This is a genomic window from Streptomyces sp. NPDC046712 (genome assembly GCF_040645695.1).
Taxonomy (GTDB): domain Bacteria; phylum Actinomycetota; class Actinomycetes; order Streptomycetales; family Streptomycetaceae; genus Streptomyces.
Map to the genome: position 1 here is coordinate 125,920 of NZ_JBEYYW010000005.1, position 15,156 is coordinate 141,075.

13 protein-coding genes are annotated in these 15,156 nt (G+C 71.2%); 11 read left to right on the plus strand and 2 right to left on the minus strand.

Going from position 1 to position 15,156, the window contains the following annotated elements:
* Positions 1 to 24: 24 nt before the first annotated feature.
* The gene (locus ABZ939_RS09055) at positions 25 to 678 is read right to left on the minus strand and encodes a bifunctional DNA primase/polymerase (protein ID WP_361850912.1); all 654 of its coding nucleotides are present in this window, start codon (positions 676 to 678) and stop codon (positions 25 to 27) included.
* Between the two features lie 417 nt (positions 679 to 1,095).
* Here ABZ939_RS09055 and ABZ939_RS09060 point away from each other — a divergent pair, with 417 nt between their 5' ends.
* From ABZ939_RS09060 to ftsH, 6 genes are all read left to right on the plus strand, one after another.
* Positions 1,096 to 2,571: a hypothetical protein gene (locus ABZ939_RS09060; protein ID WP_361850914.1), complete on the plus strand. Its 1,476-nt coding sequence runs from the start codon at positions 1,096 to 1,098 to the stop codon at positions 2,569 to 2,571.
* Positions 2,572 to 2,960: 389 nt separating this feature from the next.
* The gene (locus ABZ939_RS09065; protein WP_361850916.1) at positions 2,961 to 4,304 is read left to right on the plus strand and encodes an ammonium transporter; all 1,344 of its coding nucleotides are present in this window, start codon (positions 2,961 to 2,963) and stop codon (positions 4,302 to 4,304) included.
* Entirely contained in the window at positions 4,301 to 4,639 is a 339-nt protein-coding gene (locus ABZ939_RS09070; RefSeq protein WP_069170469.1) for a P-II family nitrogen regulator, read from the plus strand. Before ABZ939_RS09065 ends, ABZ939_RS09070 begins: the two co-directional genes overlap by 4 nt.
* Positions 4,640 to 4,664: 25 nt before the next feature.
* A complete protein-coding gene (locus ABZ939_RS09075) occupies positions 4,665 to 7,115 on the plus strand; it encodes a [protein-PII] uridylyltransferase (RefSeq protein WP_361850918.1) in 2,451 nt (816 codons plus the stop codon).
* Between the two features lie 111 nt (positions 7,116 to 7,226).
* A complete protein-coding gene (gene ffh / locus ABZ939_RS09080; protein WP_361850920.1) occupies positions 7,227 to 8,780 on the plus strand; it encodes a signal recognition particle protein in 1,554 nt (517 codons plus the stop codon).
* A 144-nt stretch (positions 8,781 to 8,924) separates the two neighbouring features.
* Positions 8,925 to 10,850: an ATP-dependent zinc metalloprotease FtsH gene (ftsH, locus tag ABZ939_RS09085; RefSeq protein ID WP_361850922.1), complete on the plus strand. Its 1,926-nt coding sequence runs from the start codon at positions 8,925 to 8,927 to the stop codon at positions 10,848 to 10,850.
* Between the two features lie 112 nt (positions 10,851 to 10,962).
* Here ftsH and ABZ939_RS09090 read toward each other — a convergent pair whose 3' ends face one another.
* Positions 10,963 to 11,733, minus strand: a complete 771-nt coding sequence (locus ABZ939_RS09090; RefSeq protein ID WP_361850924.1) for a methyltransferase domain-containing protein — start codon at positions 11,731 to 11,733, stop codon at positions 10,963 to 10,965.
* 388 nt (positions 11,734 to 12,121) lie between these two features.
* Here ABZ939_RS09090 and ABZ939_RS09095 point away from each other — a divergent pair, with 388 nt between their 5' ends.
* From ABZ939_RS09095 to trmD, 5 genes are all read left to right on the plus strand, one after another.
* A complete protein-coding gene (locus tag ABZ939_RS09095) occupies positions 12,122 to 12,715 on the plus strand; it encodes a hypothetical protein (RefSeq protein WP_030759473.1) in 594 nt (197 codons plus the stop codon).
* A gap of 180 nt (positions 12,716 to 12,895) precedes the next feature.
* Positions 12,896 to 13,336, plus strand: a complete 441-nt coding sequence (rpsP, locus tag ABZ939_RS09100) for a 30S ribosomal protein S16 (RefSeq protein WP_137993109.1) — start codon at positions 12,896 to 12,898, stop codon at positions 13,334 to 13,336.
* Positions 13,337 to 13,338: 2 nt separating this feature from the next.
* Entirely contained in the window at positions 13,339 to 13,578 is a 240-nt protein-coding gene (locus ABZ939_RS09105) for an RNA-binding protein (protein ID WP_005311361.1), read from the plus strand.
* An 84-nt stretch (positions 13,579 to 13,662) separates the two neighbouring features.
* The gene (gene rimM, locus ABZ939_RS09110; RefSeq protein WP_361850927.1) at positions 13,663 to 14,226 is read left to right on the plus strand and encodes a ribosome maturation factor RimM; all 564 of its coding nucleotides are present in this window, start codon (positions 13,663 to 13,665) and stop codon (positions 14,224 to 14,226) included.
* Positions 14,223 to 15,044 (plus strand): tRNA (guanosine(37)-N1)-methyltransferase TrmD, encoded by an 822-nt coding sequence (gene trmD / locus ABZ939_RS09115; RefSeq protein WP_361850929.1) that lies wholly within the window; start codon positions 14,223 to 14,225, stop codon positions 15,042 to 15,044. The genes rimM and trmD overlap by 4 nt, the downstream gene beginning before the upstream one ends.
* Positions 15,045 to 15,156: the final 112 nt, after the last annotated feature.

Genomic DNA, 15,156 nt, shown 5'->3' on the forward strand with positions numbered 1-15,156 from the left:
CGCATGTGTACGGACGTACCCGGCTCAGAAGTGGGTGCGGTGCGAGATGTACGCCAGCGTGCCCAGCAGGAGCCGCGCCTGCGGGGGCGCGCCCGCCGTGTCCAAAGTCGGGGGGCGCAGCCAGCGGACCGGGCCCAGGCCGCCGAGGTCCGAGGGGGGCGCCGTGATGTACGCACCCGCGCCGAGGCAGTCCAGATCCAGGTCCGCGTCGTCCCAGCCCATCCGGTACAGCAGCTGCGGCAGCTCCGCCGCCGCGCCCGGCGCCACGAAGAACCACGCCCGGCCCGTGGGCGTCGCGCAGACCGGGCCCAGCGGCAGTCCCATGCGCTCCAGCCGGACCAGCGCCCGCCGCCCCGCGGGCTCGGCGACCTCGATCACGTCGAAGGCCCGGCCCACCGGCAGCAGCAGCGCCGCCCCCGGATACTCCGACCACGCCTTGGTCGCGTCGTCCAGACCCGCGCCCGCCGGAACCTCCTCCGCGAACGAGAGCGGATGCGCCCCCGGAGCCGTACAGGACGGATCCCCGCAGGAGCACTGGCCGGAGACGGCCCGCGCTCCCGGGACCACGTCCCAGCCCCACAGCCCTGTGTACTCGGCCACCGCTGTGCACTCTGTGGTGCGGACGCGGCGTCGTGAGCCGGACCGCATCTCACGAATGCCGCCGATCGTGAAGCCCATGCCCCCTCCAACGGGTCGAACGCGCCGGTGGTTACGACCCGGAGCCCCACCGTCACGCTCCGTCGCCGTGGGTGGCGTACGGTCGCGGGCGAGGTGGTGCGGCCCGTCGCGCGCGCCTCCTCGCGCGACACTCCGCCGACCCTGGTTCGTCGCATGTCAAGTGAATCGTGTTCGGCGGCAGGCGAGTTCATTCGAAGGGGTGGCGAATGGTGGCGTTTCTTGAATCGACGTCGCCAGAGGGGTGATCGTAGGATTACTTTCGGTGCACGAACCCAGGAGTTCACCGCGCGCGTGGGTATGCCGGAGGCAACCCGCTTTCCAGTTCGAAGGAGTGCAAGCTCCAGACGAACGCCGCAACACACGGCATTCTGGTAGAGGTTCGCGTACAGAGGCATTGACGTGGATGGGGGCGTTCCTGTGGACGGCAACGGCGCAGACGGTACGACTGCCGGCAAGCGCCCGAACGAGCAGCTGAGCTCGTGGTTCGTGCGAAGCGGCTGGTCGAAGGGCGAGCTGGCGCGCCAAGTGAACCGCCGGGCGCGCCAGATGGGCGCGCACCACATCTCCACGGACACCTCCCGCGTCCGCCGCTGGCTGGACGGCGAGCAGCCCCGCGAACCCATCCCGCGGATCCTCTCCGAGCTGTTCTCCGAGCGCTTCGGCGCCGTCGTGGCCATCGAGGACCTCGGACTGCGCACCGCCCACCAGTCGCCGTCCGTGTCCGGTGTCGACCTGCCCTGGGCCGGACCCCAGACCGTCGCCCTGCTCAGCGAGTTCTCCCGCAGCGACCTGATGCTCGCCCGCCGCGGCTTCCTCGGCTCCGCCCTGTCGCTCGCCGCCGGACCCTCCCTCATCGAGCCCATGCAGCGCTGGCTCGTGCCTACCCCCGCCGGCGAACCCGAGCGCCCCGAACCGGCCGTCGACACCCGCCGTCCCGGCCGCCTCTCCCCGGGCGAGCTGGACCTCCTCGAATCCACCACGGCGATGTTCCGCCAGTGGGACGCCCAGTGCGGCGGCGGACTGCGCCGCAAGGCGGTCGTCGGCCAGCTCCACGAGGTCACCGACCTCCTCCAGGAGCCCCAGCCGGCCGCCACCGCCCAGCGCCTCTTCAAGTGCGCCGCCGAACTGGCCGAACTGGCCGGATGGATGAGCTACGACGTGGGTCTGCAGCCCACCGCCCAGAAGTACTTCGTCCTCGCCCTGCACGCCGCGAAGGAGGCGGGCGACAAGCCGCTCGGCTCGTACATCCTCTCCTCGATGAGCCGTCAGATGATCCACCTCGGCAGGCCCGACGACGCCCTCGAACTCATCCACCTCGCCCAGTACGGCAGCCGCGACTGCGCCACCCCGCGCACCCAGGCGATGCTGTATGCGATGGAGGCCCGCGCCTACGCCAACATGGGCCAGCCCTCCAAGTGCAAGCGGGCCGTCCGCATGGCCGAGGACACCTTCGCCGACGTCGGCCTCGACGGCGAGCCCGAGCCCGACTGGATCCGCTTCTTCTCCGAGGCCGAGCTCAACGGCGAGAACTCCCACTCCTACCGCGACCTCGCCTACGTCGCCGGGCGCTCCCCGACCTACGCCTCCCTCGCCGAGCCCGTCATGGAGCGGGCCGTCGCCCTCTTCGAGAAGGACACCGAGCACCAGCGTTCGTACGCACTCAACCTGATCGGCATGGCCACCGTGCACCTCCTCAAGCGGGAGCCCGAGCAGTCCGCCGCCCTCGTCGAGCAGGCCCTCGGCGTCGCGAAGAGGGTCCGCTCCGAACGGGTCAACACCCGGCTCCGCAAGACCGTCGACACGGCCGCCCGCGACTTCCGCGACGTCGCCGAGGTCGTCCAGCTCACCGACCGGCTCACCGCCCTGCTGCCCGAGACCGCCGAGGCGGTCTGAGCGCCAGGCCCCTTCAGACCCCGGCCGCGACAGCCGTCCCCCACTGCCCGACTCGGCTCCCCCGCCGCAAGGACACAGGGACGCTGTCGCGGCCGGTCTCCTCTTTGCGGCTGAACCGGCGCGCGCTCTCACGGATGTGGTTGATCGCCGTCGTGGTTCCTCAACTCATGGTTGCGACTGTGGGAGGGTACGCCCGTTACAAGTTCGTGACCCACAGGTTCACACCGGCGTAACACGTCCCACCCCTTCGTCACTGCGGCGAAACATCGTGCGGCATCGACGGAAACCGCGCTGCGCGAATCTCTGGCGCATAACCGGCCACCCCTCACGGCCAAGCCGCTCTCCGGCCCCGCCCCCGCACAGGCCGTACCGACGACGAGGAGACGCCGATGGCACCAGCCATCACGACCCTGGCCGCAGACGCCCAGCTGTCTGCCGCCAACACCGGGTTCATGCTCATCTGCTCCGCCCTGGTCATGCTGATGACCCCGGCACTCGCCTTCTTCTACGGAGGCATGGTCCGCGTCAAGTCCACCCTCAACATGCTGATGATGTCCTTCATCAGCCTCGGGATCGTCACGATCCTGTGGGTGCTCTACGGATTCAGCATGGCCTTCGGCACCGACTCCGGATCGCTCATCGGCTGGTCCTCCGAGTACGTCGGCCTCAGCGGCATCGGCGTCACCGAGCTGTGGGACGGCTACACCATCCCGGTGTACGTCTTCGCCGTCTTCCAGCTGATGTTCGCCATCCTCACCCCGGCCCTGATCAGCGGCGCCCTCGCCGACCGCGTGAAGTTCACCGCCTGGGCCCTCTTCATCGCCCTCTGGGTCACCGTCGTCTACTTCCCCGTCGCCCACTGGGTCTGGGGCGCCGGCGGCTGGCTCTTCGAGATGGGCGTCATCGACTTCGCCGGCGGTACGGCGGTCCACATCAACGCCGGTGCCGCGGCCCTCGGCGTGATCCTCGTCATCGGCAAGCGCGTCGGCTTCAAGAAGGACCCGATGCGCCCGCACAGCCTCCCGCTGGTCATGCTCGGCGCCGGTCTGCTCTGGTTCGGCTGGTTCGGCTTCAACGCCGGCTCCTGGCTCGGCAACGACGACGGCGTCGGCGCGGTGATGTTCGTCAACACCCAGGTCGCCACCGCTGCCGCCATGCTCGCCTGGCTGCTCTACGAGAAGATCCGCCACGGCTCCTTCACCACCCTCGGCGCCGCCTCCGGCGCGGTCGCCGGCCTCGTCGCCATCACCCCGTCCGGCGGCTCCTGCTCCCCGCTCGGCGCGATCGCCATCGGCGCCATCGCCGGTCTCGTCTGCGCCATGGCCGTCGGCCTCAAGTACAAGTTCGGCTACGACGACTCCCTCGACGTCATCGGCGTCCACCTCGTCGGCGGTGTCATCGGCTCCCTGCTCGTCGGCTTCTTCGCCACCGGCGGGGTCCAGTCCGACGCCAAGGGCCTCTTCTACGGCGGCGGCCTCGACCAGCTCGGCAAGCAGGCCGTCGGAGTCTTCGCGGTCCTCGCCTACTCTCTGATCGCCTCCGCGATCCTCGCGCTGATCATCGACAAGACGATGGGCATGAGGGTCAGCGAGGACGACGAGGTCTCCGGCATCGACCAGGTCGAGCACGCCGAGACCGCGTACGACTTCAGCGGAGCCGGCGGCGGCGCCTCCTCGCGCTCGACCGCCGCCCCCGCCCCTGCCGTCACGGAGACCAAGAAGGTGGACGCATGAAGCTCATCACCGCAGTCGTGAAGCCGCACCGGCTGGACGAGATCAAGGAGGCCCTCCAGGCCTTCGGGGTCCAGGGCCTCACGGTCACCGAGGCCAGCGGATACGGCCGCCAGCGCGGTCACACCGAGGTCTACCGCGGTGCCGAGTACACCGTCGACCTCGTCCCCAAGATCCGGATCGAGGTCCTGGTCGAGGACGAAGACGCCGAACAGCTCATCGATGTCGTGGTGAAGGCCGCCCGAACCGGCAAGATCGGTGACGGCAAGGTGTGGAGCGTGCCGGTCGAGACCGCCGTACGAGTCCGCACCGGCGAACGCGGTCCGGACGCACTGTAAGAACGCGAGTTCAAGGAGCTGCTGGGTGACGAGCCTCGATACGAGTACGCAAGCGGAAGACTCGGGACCCAGCGGCTACGCGGCGGCCCGGCTGCGCCTTCTCAGCGAGAAGGCGCAGTCCGGGCCGCCGCGCCGTGCCGCGCTGGCCCGGCTCACCGACGAATGGCTGACCGGCCTGTTCGCCGCCGCCCAGCCGCCACGAGGGGTGGCGCTCGTCGCCGTCGGCGGCTACGGGCGCGGAGAACTCTCCCCACGGAGCGATCTCGACCTGCTGCTCCTGCACGACGGGACCGCCGACGCGGGCACCGTCGCCACGCTCGCCGACCGGATCTGGTACCCGGTCTGGGACCTGGGCCTCGCCCTGGACCACTCCGTACGCACCCCCGCCGAGGCGCGCAAGACCGCCGGGGACGACCTCAAGGTCCAGCTCGGACTCCTCGACGCCCGGCCCGTCGCCGGCGACGTCGGACTCGTCGCAGGACTGCGTACCGCCGTCCTCGCCGACTGGCGCAACCAGGCGCCCAAGCGGCTCCCCGAACTCGACGCGCTCTGCCGGGAGCGGGCCGAGCGGATGGGGGAGCTGCAGTTCCTCCTCGAACCCGATCTGAAAGAGGCCAGGGGAGGGCTCCGCGACGCCCAGGTGCTGCGGGCCGTCGCCGCCTCCTGGCTCGCCGACGCCCCACGAGAGGGCCTGGACGGCGCCCGCCGCCGCCTCCTCGACGCCCGCGACGCGCTGCACCTGGCCACCGGCCGCGCCACCGACCGGCTCGCCCTCCAGGAACAGGACGCCGTCGCAGAGGAGCTCGGGCTCCTCGACGCCGACACCCTGCTGCGCGAGGTGTACGAGTCCGCGCGGATCATCTCGTACGCCACCGATGTCACCTGGCGCGAGGTCAACCGGGTCCTCAAGGCCCGCTCGGCCCGTCCCCGACTGCGCGCCATCCTGGGCGGCCGGCCGGCCGGCGGGAAACCGCCGATCGAACGCACCCCCCTGGCCGAGGGCGTGGTCGAGATGGACGGCGAGGTCGTCCTCGCGCTCAGCGCCAAGCCCGAACGGGACTCGGTGCTGCCCCTGCGGGCCGCCGCCGCGGCCGCCCAGTCCGGACTTCCGCTCTCCCTGCACGCCGTACGCCGGCTCGCGGCCGCCGCCAAACCGCTGCCGGTGCCGTGGCCCGCCGAGGCACGCGAGGAGCTGGTCACCCTGCTCGGCGCGGGGGAGCCGACCGTACCCGTCTGGGAGGCCCTGGAAGCCGAGGGGCTGATCACCCGGCTCCTGCCGGACTGGGAACGGGTCCGCTGCCGTCCGCAGCGCAACCCCGTCCACACCTGGACCGTCGACCGGCACCTCGTCGAGACCGCCGTCCGCGCGTCCTCGCTGACCCGCCGGGTCGGCCGGCCCGACCTGCTGCTCGTCGCCGCGCTGCTGCACGACATCGGCAAGGGCTGGCCCGGAGACCACTCCGTGGCCGGCGAGACCATCGCCCGCGACGTCGCCACCCGGATCGGCTTCGACCGCGCCGACGTCGCCGTCATCGCCACCGTCGTCCGCCACCACCTGCTGCTCGTCGAGACCGCGACCCGGCGCGACCTGGACGACCCGGCCACCGTACGGTCCGTCGCCACGGCCGTCGGGACACAGGGCGCGCTGGAACTGCTGCACGCCCTCACCGAGGCCGACGCGCTGGCCACCGGACCGGCCGCCTGGTCCTCCTGGCGCGGCTCGCTCGTCGCCGACCTCGTCAAACGGGTCGGCGCCGTCCTCGCGGGGGAGCTGGAACCGGAACCGGAGCCCACCGCTCCCAGCGCGGAACAGGAACGCCTCGCGATCGAGGCGCTGCGCACGGGAGAGCCCGTCCTCGCCCTCCACACCCAGCCGGAGACCGAAGCGCAGGACGGCGAACCGGAACCGGTCGGCGTCGAACTGCTCATCGCCCTCCCCGACCAGCCGGGCGTCCTGCCGGCCGTGGCCGGAGTCCTCGCCCTGCACCGGCTGACCGTCCGCGCCGCGGACCTGCGCGCCATCGAGCTCCCCACCGAGCTCGGCCCGGGCGCCGTCCTCGTCCTGAACTGGCGCGTCGCCGCGGAGTACGGCTCACTGCCCCAGGCCGCCCGGCTGCGCGCCGACCTCGTCCGGGCCCTGGACGGCAGCCTGGACATCCCCGCGCGACTCGCCGAACGCGAGGCCGCCTACCCGCGGCGGCGCGGAGTCACCGCCCCGCCACCCCGCGTCACGGTCGCCGCCGCTGACTCCCGCCTCGCCACCGTCATCGAGGTCCGCGCCCAGGACGCCCCCGGGCTGCTGCACCGCATCGGCCGGGCCCTGGAGGGCGCCGACGTCCGGGTCAGGAGCGCGCACGTCTCCACACTGGGCGCCAACGCCGTGGACACGCTGTACGTGACCCGCCCCGACGGCTCCCTCCTCCCGGACGAGGAGGCCGTGGACCTGGCCGGCGCACTGGAGAACGCGCTGCGGTGACGCGCCCCGCCCCCGTCCGTTTCGACGGGCGGGGGCACGCACTTCGACCGGGCAGATACCCTGGAGGGCAATCCGTCCGCCCGCCCCCGACACCGAGGATCCGCGACCGCCGTGTTCGATACCCTCTCCGACCGCCTTGCAGCGACATTCAAGAATCTCCGGGGCAAGGGCCGCCTGTCCGAGGCGGACATCGACGCCACCGCGCGCGAGATCCGTATCGCCCTCCTCGAGGCGGACGTCGCCCTGCCCGTCGTCCGGGCGTTCATCAAGCAGGTCAAGGAGCGGGCCGCCGGCGCCGAGGTCTCCCAGGCGCTGAACCCCGCCCAGCAGGTCATCAAGATCGTCAACGAGGAGCTCATCGGCATCCTCGGCGGCGAGACCCGCCGCCTGCGGTTCGCCAAGACCGCGCCGACCGTGATCATGCTCGCCGGTCTCCAGGGTGCCGGTAAGACCACCCTCGCCGGAAAGCTCGGCCTCTGGCTCAAGAGCCAGGGCCACTCCCCGCTGCTCGTCGCCTGTGACCTCCAGCGCCCCAACGCCGTCACCCAGCTCGGCGTCGTCGCCGAGCGCGCCGGCGTGGCCTTCTACGGCCCGCAGCCGGGCAACGGCGTCGGCGACCCGGTCCAGGTCGCCAAGGACTCGATCGAGTACGCGCGCGGCAAGCAGTACGACATCGTCATCGTCGACACCGCCGGCCGCCTCGGCATCGACCAGGAGCTGATGCAGCAGGCCGCGGACATCCGCGACGCCGTCAGCCCCGACGAGGTCCTCTTCGTCGTCGACGCCATGATCGGTCAGGACGCGGTCAACACCGCCGAGGCCTTCCGCGACGGCGTCGGCTTCGACGGCGTCGTGCTCTCCAAGCTCGACGGCGACGCCCGAGGCGGTGCCGCGCTCTCCATCGCGCACGTCACCGGCCGCCAGATCATGTTCGCCTCCAACGGCGAGAAGCTGGACGACTTCGACGCGTTCCACCCGGACCGCATGGCGTCCCGCATCCTCGGCATGGGCGACATGCTCTCCCTGATCGAGAAGGCCGAGCAGACCTTCAGCCAGGAAGAGGCCGCCAAGATGGCCTCCAAGCTGGCGTCCAAGAAGGGCCAGGAGTTCACGCTCGACGACTTCCTCGCCCAGATGGAACAGGTCCGCAAGATGGGCTCCATCTCCAAGCTGCTCGGGATGCTGCCGGGCATGGCGCAGATGAAGGAGCAGATCAACAACATCGACGAGCGGGACGTCGACCGCACGGCCGCGATCATCAAGTCGATGACCCCGGGCGAGCGCCAGGACCCGACGATCATCAACGGCTCGCGCCGCGCCCGTATCGCCAAGGGTTCCGGCGTCGAGGTCAGCGCGGTCAAGGGCCTGGTCGAGCGGTTCTTCGAGGCCCGCAAGATGATGTCCCGCATGGCCCAGGGCGGCGGCATGCCGGGCATGCCCGGGATCCCGGGCATGGGCGGCGGCCCTGGTCGGCAGAAGAAGCAGGTCAAGCAGGCCAAGGGCAAGCGCAAGAGCGGTAACCCGATGAAGCGCAAGGCCGAGGAGGAGGCCGCCGCGGCCCGCCGCGAGCAGGCCCAGCAGGGCGGCGCGTTCGGTCTGCCGGCCGCAGGCCAGGGTGCGGGCGACTTCGAGCTCCCGGACGAGTTCAAGAAGTTCATGGGCTGAGTCGGCCCAGCAGAGGGGCCCGGAGCGGTGTGAAACCGCCCCGGGCCCCTTTTCACTCCTCCGCCATGCCGGAAATGCCGGGGTTGTCGGACGCTTCGATACTGGGCTGACAGCTGGGTCCGACGTCGGCTTGAGGAGTGCAGCGTGGCCAACCCCGTACCCCCGCGCGACCGGACCGACCAGCCCTGGCGCTCGGAAGGGGCCCCGCCGCCCCCGCCCACGAAGAAGAAGATGCCCGGCGGCTGGGGCGGGCTCATCCTCGCCGCCCTGGTCGTCTACCTCCTCGCCAACCTCGTGCTGTCGTTCTTCAACCGGGGCGACGAACCGACGATCTCGTACACCGAGTTCAGCAAGCAGGTGAACGCGGGCAACGTCACGAAGATCTACTCCAAGGGCGACGCCATCCAGGGCGAGCTGAAGAACAAACAGCCGCTGCCCAACGGCGACAAGGGCGACTACACCAAGTTCGTCACCCAGCGGCCCGCCTTCGCCGACGACAACCTCTGGGGCGAGCTGACCGCGAAGGGCGTCACCGTCACCGCCGAGCCCGTCGTCCAGGAGCGCAGCTTCCTCGCCAACCTGCTCATCTCCCTCGCGCCGATGCTGCTGCTCGTCGCGCTGTGGATCTTCATCGCCCGCCGGATGAGCTCGGGCATGGGTGGCGCGGGCGGCATGCTCGGACGCAAGGCCCCACCCAAACCCGTCGCACTCGAACCGGGCGCCAAGCGCACCACCTTCGAGGACGTGGCCGGCATCGACGAGGTCGAGGGCGAGCTGAACGACGTCGTCGACTTCCTCAAGAACCCCGCCGCCTACCGCGACATGGGCGCCAAGATGCCGCGCGGCGTCCTCCTCGCCGGCCCGCCCGGAACCGGAAAGACGCTCCTCGCGCGCGCGGTGGCCGGCGAGGCCGGGGTGCCGTTCTTCTCGGCATCTGCGTCGGAGTTCATCGAGATGATCGTCGGCGTCGGCGCATCGCGGGTACGGGAACTCTTCGCCGAGGCCCGCAAGGTCGCCCCGGCGATCATCTTCATCGACGAGATCGACACCATCGGCCGCGCCCGCGGCGGCGGCTCGGGCATGGGCGGGCACGACGAACGCGAGCAGACGCTCAACCAGATCCTCACCGAGATGGACGGCTTCACCGGCTCCGAAGGCGTCATCGTCCTCGCCGCCACCAACCGCGCCGACGTGCTCGACCCGGCGCTGACCCGCCCCGGCCGCTTCGACCGGATCGTCCACGTCAACCCGCCCGACCGCGGCGGCCGTGAGGCCATCCTCAAGATCCACACCCGGGAGATCCCGCTCGCCCAGGACGTCGACCTGGTCCAGGTCGCCCGCACCACCCCCGGCATGACGGGCGCGGAACTCGCCAACCTCGCCAACGAGGCGGCCCTCATCGCCGTCAAGAGGCAGCAGAAGGCGGTCACCCAGTCCGACCTCTCCGACGCCCTGGAGAAGGTCCAGCTCGGCGCGGAACGACCCCTGGTCATGCCGGAGGAGGAGCGGCGCCGCACGGCCTACCACGAGAGCGGCCACGCCCTGCTCGGCATGCTCCAGCCAGGCGCCGACCCCGTCCGCAAGATCACCATCGTGCCGCGCGGCCGCGCCCTCGGCGTCACGCTGTCGACACCCGAAGCCGACAAGTACGCGTACACGGAGGAGTACCTGCGCGGCCGGATCATCGGCGCGCTCGGCGGAATGGCCGCCGAGCAGGTCGTCTACGGAGTCGTCACCACCGGCTCCGAGAGCGACCTGGAACAGGTCACCAACATCGCCCGCGGCATGGCCGGCCGCTGGGGCATGAGCGAACGCGTCGGCCGCCTCACGGCCATCCCCAGCGACGCCCAGCAGGCGTACGGCCTCTCGGCCGCCCCCGCGACACTCGACATGGTCGCCGAGGAGATGCGCCGGATCGTCGACGAATGCTACGAGAGCGCCATCCGCCAACTCCGCGAGAACCGCGACAAGCTCGACGCCCTGGCGACCGCCCTCCTGGCCAACGAAACCCTCGAGGAGGCCGCCGCCTACCGCGCCGCGGGCATCCCCCGCCTCGCGAAGGAGACCTAGAGCCTGTCTTCCGGATCAGGCCCTGGGGCCCGTCTCCCGGACCTTGCCGAGCGACGGCGTGGTCCCCGCCCACCCGGCCCCGGCGGCCTCGCCGGCTAGGGCCTGTCCGGTCCTAGGGCACGCGGGCGATCAGGTACCGGAAGACGTTCGGCATCCACACCGTCCCGTCCCGGCGGACGAACGGAGTCAGAGCCTCCGTGATCTCCTTCTCGACCTGGGACGGGTCCGTCGCCCGGACCGCCGCGTCGAACTCGCCCGTCGACAACAGCCCCCGCACCGCACTGTCCTGGTCCGCGTACCCGAACGGGCAGGCCACCCGCCCCGATCCGTCCGGCTTCAGACCGGCCCGCGCCACCACCTCCTCCAGGTCGTCACGGAGCGCCGGGCGCCAGCCGGTCAGGCGGGCGGCGACCCGCAGCACCGACGCCGTCGCGCACCGCTCGGGCGGGCCCCAGCCCGCCAGCACGACAGTCGCGCCCGATTGCGCCAGAGGAGTGACGGCGGCCAGCGCCGGGCCGAGTCCCGCCGAGGCGTGGAAGGCCGTGATCACGTCGTACGGGGTACGCGACAGGCCGCCCGCGTCACCCACGGCGACCGCGGCGTCCGACGGATCCCCCTCGACCACCGCGTGCCCCGCGTCCTCCGGCAGCCGCTCTCTGGCCAGCTCCACGCGCGCGTGGTCCCGGTCCACGCCGGTGACCCGTGCCCCTCGCGAGGCCGCCATCAGCAGCGCGAGCCCCGACCCGCAGCCGAGCCCGAGGACCCGGGAGCCGCTGCCCACGTCGAGACGGTCGTACACCGCCTCGTAGAGCGGCACGAGCATCCGCTCCTGGATCTCGGCCCAGTCGCGCGCGGGATCGTGCCGGACGAGCGTAGGTGTCATGGAAAGCGCCCCAATCAGTGCCTGGTCGAAGCCCCCGTGTACGTGCGCCCGCATCCCCCCGTATGTCAGGGAACTGCGCATCCGTCCCCGCGTCCAGTGCTCGCGCCGGACCACTTCCCCTTCGGGGAGGGTCGGTGCGCCGCCTTGCATCCGGACCCGGTACTGTCCCCGCATCGGGCCCGCGCCCGCCCCCCGGGGCTTACGCCACCGCTACGCGCCGACGCGTATGCGCCACTACGCACCACCTTGCCGCGACCTGCGAGCCTTCTCCGCAGATCGGCGCACTGACCCTCGTCCGGACGCATGAACGGCAACTGACGGGTACGTGCAAATTATTTGGGATGCCCCGGAATGGAACCCGGGAGCGCTTCGGCTCGTTGTACGCGACGTGAGCACGACACCACCTGTTCTCGCCGCAGAGCTGGCACAGGCGTGGGCCGACATTCAGCGGCACCACCCCGAACTGCCGGATCTTGCCGCGCCCGAGTCCCTGATCGGAGAGTCCTCGTCCGCCTGCGGCGCCGAACTCTCCTTCGAGCGACTGCTCCACGAGGCAGTCCACGGCATCGCAGCCGCCCGAGGAGTCCGTGACACCTCACGCGCCGGCCGCTACCACAACCGCAGATTCCTGGCGATCGCCGAGGAGATGGGCCTCGACCACCCTGAGGAGCCGCACGCCAGCAGCGGCTTCTCCCTGGTCACGCTCAACCCCGAGGCGAAGCGCCGGTACCGGCCCACGATCGAACGCCTCCAGCGCGCCCTCAAGGCCCACACCGTCGCGACGGCCGCGGACACCAAGCGCTCCTTCCGGGGCCCCGCCGCGCGCCACGGATCCTCCGGCGGCGGCGTCCGCGTGAAGGCCGTCTGCGACTGCGGCCGGAACGTGCGCGTGGTCCCCTCCGTCCTCGCCCAGGCCCCCATCGTCTGCGGCGGCTGCGGCAAGCCCTTCCGTATCCCGGAAACGGTGGGTGCGGCCAGCTGAGCCGGTGTGTGGGCCGGGTCCGGCCTGCCACCGGCGTGTGGCACAATGGCTAGCTGTACTCGACAGTCGCACAGGACCCCTCTCTCCTCCGGCTGACGCGTCCATCGGGCACCCGAGTACCGCAACCCCACGTGGCATCTCATGTGCCCAACCACGTCAAGACCAGGAGACACCACTCCAGTGGCAGTCAAGATCAAGCTCAAGCGCCTCGGCAAGATTCGCCAGCCGCACTACCGCATCGTCGTCGCCGACTCCCGCACCCGCCGGGACGGTCGTGCGATCGAGGAGATCGGTCTGTACCACCCGACGTACAACCCGTCGAAGATCGAGGTCGACTCCGAGCGTGCGCAGTACTGGCTGTCCGTCGGCGCCCAGCCGACCGAGCCGGTCCTCGCCATCCTGAAGCTCACCGGCGACTGGCAGAAGCACAAGGGCCTGCCGGCCCCCGCGCCGCTGCTGCAGCCGGCGACGAAGGAGGACAAGCGCGCCTCCTTCGACGCGTTCGCCAAGACCCTCGAGGGCGACGACGCCAAGGGTGAGGCCATCACCCCGAAGGCGAAGAAGGCCGACAAGAAGGCGGACGAGGCCGAGGCCGCGTCCACCGAGTCGACCGAGGCCTGATCGTGCTCGAGGAGGCTCTCGAGCACCTCGTGAAGGGCATCGTCGACAACCCTGACGATGTGCAGGTCGCCTCGCGCAACCTGCGCCGCGGCCGCGTGCTCGAGGTCCGGGTCCACCCCGACGACCTCGGCAAGGTGATCGGCCGGAACGGCCGCACCGCGCGTGCACTGCGTACCGTCGTGGGCGCCATCGGCGGCCGTGGCATCCGCGTCGACCTCGTCGACGTGGATCAGGTCCGCTGAACAAGTTGGACACACCGGCACGGGCCGGGGAGGGCCTTCGGGCCCGCCCCGGCCCGTCGTCGTCGGACAGGAGAGAATGAAGTCGTGCAGCTGGTAGTCGCGCGGATCGGCCGCGCCCACGGCATCAAGGGCGAAGTCACCGTCGAGGTCCGTACGGACGAGCCCGAGCTCAGGCTCGCGCCCGGAGCCGTCCTGGTCACCGACCCGGCCACCGCCGGGCCGCTGACCATCGAGACCGGCCGGGTCCACAGCGGCCGGCTGCTGCTCCGCTTCGAGGGCGTCCGCGACCGCAACGGGGCCGAGGCCCTGCGCAACACCCTGCTGATCGCCGACGTCGACCCCGACGAGGCGCCGGAGGGCGAGGACGAGTACTACGACCACCAGCTCATGGACCTGGACGTCGTGCTCGCCGACGGCACCGAGATCGGCCGGATCACCGAGATCTCCCACCTGCCGTCCCAGGACCTCTTCATCGTCGAGCGGCCCGACGGCACCGAGCTGATGATCCCCTTCGTCGAGGAGATCGTCACCGACATCGACCTGGACAAGCAGCGGGCCGTCATCGACCCGCCGCCCGGGCTGATCGACGACCGCGCCGAGATCGTCTCCTCCCGGGACGAGGACACCTCCGGGGACGACCACGCATGAGGCTCGACGTCGTCACGATCTTCCCCGAGTACCTGGAACCGCTGAACGTCTCCCTGGTCGGCAAGGCACGCGCGCGTGGACAGCTCGACGTCCACGTCCACGACCTCCGTGAGTGGACCTACGACCGGCACAACACGGTCGACGACACCCCCTACGGCGGCGGCCCCGGCATGGTCATGAAGACCGACCCCTGGGGCGACGCACTCGACCAGACCCTCGCCGACGGCTTCGAGACGGGCGCACACGGCCCCGTCCTCGTCGTTCCCACCCCGAGCGGACGCCCCTTCACCCAGGAACTCGCCGTCGAGCTCTCCGAGCGCCCCTGGCTGATCTTCACGCCCGCCCGCTACGAGGGCATCGACCGGCGCGTCATGGACGAGTACGCGACCCGCATGCCGGTGTACGAGGTCTCCATCGGCGACTACGTCCTGGCCGGCGGGGAGGCCGCCGTCCTGGTGATCACCGAGGCCGTGGCCCGGCTGCTGCCCGGTGTCCTCGGCAACGCCGAGTCCCACCGTGACGACTCCTTCGCCCCCGGGGCCATGGCCAACCTCCTGGAAGGCCCCGTCTACACCAAGCCCCCCGAGTGGCGCGGCCGCGCCATCCCCGACGTGCTCCTCAGCGGGCACCACGGGAAGATCGCGCGCTGGCGCCGCGACGAGGCCTTCCGCCGTACGGCGGCGAACCGGCCGGACCTGATCGAACGCTGCGACCCCGCCGTCTTCGACAAGAAGGACCGGGAGATCCTCTCCCTGCTCGGCTGGGCCCCGGAGCCCGGTGGCCGATTTTGGCGCAGGCCCGACGCCGTGGAAGAATAGGCCGCTGCTGTGTGTCCGGCGAGCGCCCCTGCCACAGGGGGACGACGCCCGCCCGGTACGCACGGCGCTCCATCTCCTTTTCGAACGTTCCGCTGATGACCTGTGGCATCAG